Source organism: uncultured Clostridium sp. (assembly GCF_937920395.1).
Taxonomy (GTDB): Bacteria; Bacillota; Clostridia; order Clostridiales; family Clostridiaceae; genus Clostridium_AD.
This window is the reverse complement of sequence record NZ_CALEVF010000332.1, coordinates 1-4278: the sequence shown is the minus strand read 5'-3', so window position 1 is coordinate 4278 and position 4278 is coordinate 1. Positions and strand designations below refer to the sequence as shown.

The following is a 4278-nucleotide window of genomic DNA, read 5'->3' as shown; positions in this document are numbered from 1 at the left end:
GAAGAAAACAAAAAAGTTATTAAATGTAATAGAGCTGAAATAAATTCTGGAGATGCTATAACATATTTAGCCAAAAATTATAAAATAAAAGATATACATATAATTGATAAAAGTTTAGAGGATATTGTGAAAAATATATATAAACAAACTAAGACTCAAAGTTTTTAAATTATCATAATTAGAAATAGTATAATTTTGGAACAAATAAATGAGTAGATTTATCTGTTTATTTATAAAGTTCGTTATTTATCTACAAAGGCGAACTTTGCCTATATAAGCTAAAAAAGAGGGATTTAGACTAATAATATCTCAGTCATGCAATAAGTTAGTTTAACATATTCTTATATTTCAAATCAAGTAACGCCCTATTTAAATAATAGGGCGTTACTTGATTTAAGTTCATATTAACAAAGTGAATGTAACACAATGGTAATTGAGTTACATTCACATTGGGGCTATTGCCTATTCCTTAAAAATTTCATTTTGAATGTAACATAATGAATTGACTTGTTACATTGAATGTAATATAACAGTCTTAATTATAATATTAAGGAGTTGTAGATCATGAAGCTAGTTCAGCCAATTAGGGATAGAGAAAAGCTTGAAGAAATGAAAATGGAATTATTGAAGACAGGATATAAAAACTACTTACTGTTTGTTGTTGGGATTAATACAGGTCTTCGGATCGGTGATATATTAGAACTTAAAGTTAAAGATTTGAAAGATAAAACACATATTAAAATAATAGAGCAAAAAACAAATAAAATTAAGAGGTTTTTAATAAATTCATCCTTAAAAATAGAGATAGATAAATATATTAGACTAATGTCGGAGGAAGATTATTTATTCCAGAGTAGAAAAGGTGAAAATCAGCCCATTGGTAGAGTCCAGGCATATCGAATACTTAATAGTGCAGCGGAGCATATTGGACTTCAAGAGATAGGCACTCACACCCTAAGAAAGACCTTTGGTTACTGGCACTATAAGCAAAATAAAGATGTTGCACTACTTCAACAAATATTCAATCATTCCTCCCCCAGTGTTACTTTAAGATATATTGGAATCAATGAGGATATAAATGATAAGAGCATAGAAAATTTCTATTTATAGAATTGTAGTTATTTGTATAATAAATTTGTTTTTTTAAATAAATTTTTATGATAAAATAAAAAGTAAACTAAAGTAGTTTAAAAGTAACCTTAAATAGTGGGGGATAGGAAAATGAGTAAACCTAAAAAATTAGACCTGCCAATAGAAAAATTAAAAGAAATAGCTCAGGCAATAAATGAAAATACAAAAAACAATAAAATTAGAATCAAAGAAGAAAAAATACCTACCGATAAATTTATAAGACAATTTGGTATAAATAGAAAAGACTTTTCTGAAACAATTAAAGAAACAAATATAGTATATAATAAATCAACTTTTTTTTATGATACTGAAAGTAGTGAGAAAGTAATCTTTTCAACTACCAAGGTAAATTACGAACAATTAAACAAAGGTATCGTAAATCCAGCCTATGCTGAACCACTTGAAAATCAAGAACCACATCAACAAACTACTCAAATTAATTTAAAAGAAATTCAAAGTATACCAAAGAATACTTTTGAACTACCGACTGAATTCAAAGAACTTTTATCTCTAACTGGAGATCTAAAAGAAATGGTAGGTTGGTATAAAAAACAAACTAATACAAATATAATTGAGGTGCCAGAACTCAATATAAATGATATTAAGTTAAATGGTGAAGTAATCACTAGAAGCTTCAAAATGTATAAAGGAATAGCAGAAGAATTTTCTACGTTTGCAGAAAATAGAAAGGAAAAACAGAAAGATCTTATTTCTATCGCTATTTTAGAATTTATAAATAAGTATAAATAGATTATGTTGATTTGTAGTAACGCATTTATGCTTATTATAAATTATGAAAGGATCACATTCACTATGGGAAAAATATCAGAATATATGAAAATAGGTACATTAACAGAAGAAATAGCAACACTTAAAAACTTTAAATATCCTGGTAAAGTATATGCTGCTCCTGGAGTACTAAAACATATACAAAAACATAAAGATAAATTTAGCAAAACCATTTCAAATAATTTATTGTCAACTATGGAAAATATACTAAATAACCCTGATTATGTGGGGTGCGCTCCTGATAAAGAAGGCACAAGCCTCGAATTGATAAAAAAAATTGGTGATAATATGCTTTTAGCTATTCAATTTGATACTATTGATAATTACATATATGTCGCTTCATTGTATCCAATAACAGAGGCTAAGCTTGATAATAGACTAAATAGCAAAAGGATTGTAAAAGTGTAACATATTATTGCACTTTTTAATCATAGAATGTATAATATAAATATAAACATGTTAATAATACTACTATAGTTTGGATTTGAAGTTGGAAATGGCTCCCAACGCGCTACTTGCAAAGGTAGTTAACAGAGATACAGGATACGCCGCCCTGTCAAACCAACTATAATGTATAGAAATAGAAGGTACTCTTTTAGAAGGGTGCCTTTTTGTTTTATTGTAGCCATTATTCCCCCTCTCTTATTGATAATTGACTGAACTTTTCCCCTGCATCATCATTTTGAAGACTATTCCACCCTAATAATCTCTTTTCTAAGTCATCAAAATCATATTCTCTTTGCTCATAATTATTAAAACTACCTTTAGCATGATTTTTCTTTGGTTCTATGTAAACCCCTGGCTTAACCATGTTTATCATCCATCCTGTAAAATTCGGTATCTCTTGGTTTTTACCATCATCATACACTTTTTTAATTATTTCAAGATTCTTTTTAGAACTATCATATATTTTTTTAGCTTCAAGAGCTGTTATATTGCTGTCACTCATTATAACCATAATTTTTTTAATTGGAGTTTCTTCTTCTGGTTCGATTAATGTTGCTGAAACTTCTTCCTCAGCAGTTTCAACTGGAAACTTAATAGCATCTTTATTAGATATTTTGGGTTTATTTGTTTTAACATAAAATTTAATCCCTGTTACCTTTCGTTTAGTTTTTAATTCCTCATACTTAAATGAGATATCACTTTCACCATTTATTTCTTCAAATGCTGGAGTGAGTACATGTTTTCTAAAATCAGCATACCTATTATAGCTTTTGGGGCATTCTAACTTGGATCTTAAACTATCTAAATTATCGACTCTCCATCCAGTATCCTCAAAGCTTTTTAAATAATAATAAATTCTTTTACTATAAATATTCGTAAAATTTATAGGGTATTTAATTTGATAAAAGCAAGCTTTTTTAGCACTTAATAATAGTTTTTTAAGAGTTTGACCTAATTCAATTATAATTTTACCCTCTCCACCGAGATAATTAATACTAGAAAACCAAGCAAAATATATTCTATTTTCTTTCTTTTCACTAATTTTTTGAGTCACCGAAAATCCTTTACCTTCAAATGTTCTGACTGTTTTTTTTACATCGCCGTAAATATTACTTTTATCTTGTATATTATATAATTTCGCATACTTAGTTATATCAATTTCATATTGCAAATTATCATCATTTTCAATAGACGCAAAAACCATATCCAAAACATCATTCTGTTTTTTTGTTAAGCTAAATCTTGCTTCAACAATTGTTTCAGGTCGTCTACATATTAATTCCCCGCCCTTTTTATTTTCCATAATATCCTCCTATAATCAATATAGGTATATTATCACATGTAGACTGTGGAAAGTCAATTTCCACTTTCCACAGTCAATCCTTCCACCTTAACAGTCAATCCTTCCACCTTTAACAGTCAATCCTTCCACCTTTAACAGTCAATCCTTCCACCCTTAACAGTCAATCCTTCCACCCTTATGCCCTGCAAACCATTAGTACCACTATGTTTGCAGAATCCTACTATACTCTTTACTATACTCTTTACTATACTCTTTACTATACAACAACTGTAGTTGTTTTTTTTTTATAGTTCTAATTCTTCTTTTTTATTTCTTCTTGAGATCTTCTCAGTTTCTCTTTCTTCTTTTAATTTTTGTTGAACTTCAGACATTAAATTATTCTTTTCTAGTGTGCTAACCATTATTTTATACTCTTTTATTAAACCTGCCACATTATCAGTTAACTTTTTATGTTCTTTTTTTAATTTAAAATATTTATTAGAGTACTCTGTAAATCCTTTATGATAACTTAAATTATTTTGTTCCAACGATGTATTAATTCTTTTTAATTCATTCAAAGAGTTCTCATTTAGCACTTCTTTTTTAGCTAAATCTATTATTTTATTATA

General features: G+C 27.9%; 5 protein-coding genes. 3 read left to right on the top strand and 2 right to left on the bottom strand.

Annotated features, from left to right (window positions below):
• Positions 1–564 precede the first annotated feature (564 nt).
• The 3 genes from Q0649_RS20275 to Q0649_RS20265 all read left to right on the top strand — a co-directional run bounded on the left by Q0649_RS20275 (position 565) and on the right by Q0649_RS20265 (position 2328).
• Positions 565–1110, top strand: a complete 546-nt coding sequence (locus Q0649_RS20275; RefSeq protein ID WP_298846127.1) for a site-specific integrase — start codon at positions 565–567, stop codon at positions 1108–1110.
• 111 nt (positions 1111–1221) lie between these two features.
• Entirely contained in the window at positions 1222–1881 is a 660-nt protein-coding gene (locus tag Q0649_RS20270; protein ID WP_298846124.1) for a hypothetical protein, read from the top strand.
• A 63-nt stretch (positions 1882–1944) separates the two neighbouring features.
• Complete coding sequence (locus Q0649_RS20265; RefSeq protein ID WP_298846120.1) at positions 1945–2328, top strand: hypothetical protein; 384 nt, start codon at positions 1945–1947, stop codon at positions 2326–2328.
• Positions 2329–2548: 220 nt separating this feature from the next.
• Here the strand turns inward: Q0649_RS20265 and Q0649_RS20260 are convergent, their stop codons facing one another.
• Complete coding sequence (locus tag Q0649_RS20260; protein WP_298846117.1) at positions 2549–3670, bottom strand: replication initiation protein; 1122 nt, start codon at positions 3668–3670, stop codon at positions 2549–2551.
• 284 nt (positions 3671–3954) lie between these two features.
• Positions 3955–4278, bottom strand: a 324-nt coding sequence (locus Q0649_RS20255) for a hypothetical protein (RefSeq protein ID WP_298846115.1), incomplete at its 5' end; no start/stop codon positions are given.

What these genes read in the sequence shown, in the direction of transcription:
- Q0649_RS20270 (WP_298846124.1), top strand. Translation starts at nt 1,222, where the DNA reads ATGAGTAAACCTAAAAAATTAGACCTGCCAATAGAAAAATTAAAAGAA.
- Q0649_RS20275 (WP_298846127.1), top strand. Translation starts at nt 565, where the DNA reads ATGAAGCTAGTTCAGCCAATTAGGGATAGAGAAAAGCTTGAAGAAATG.
- Q0649_RS20265 (WP_298846120.1), top strand. Translation starts at nt 1,945, where the DNA reads ATGGGAAAAATATCAGAATATATGAAAATAGGTACATTAACAGAAGAA.
- Q0649_RS20260 (WP_298846117.1), bottom strand. Translation starts at nt 3,670, where the DNA reads ATGGAAAATAAAAAGGGCGGGGAATTAATATGTAGACGACCTGAAACA.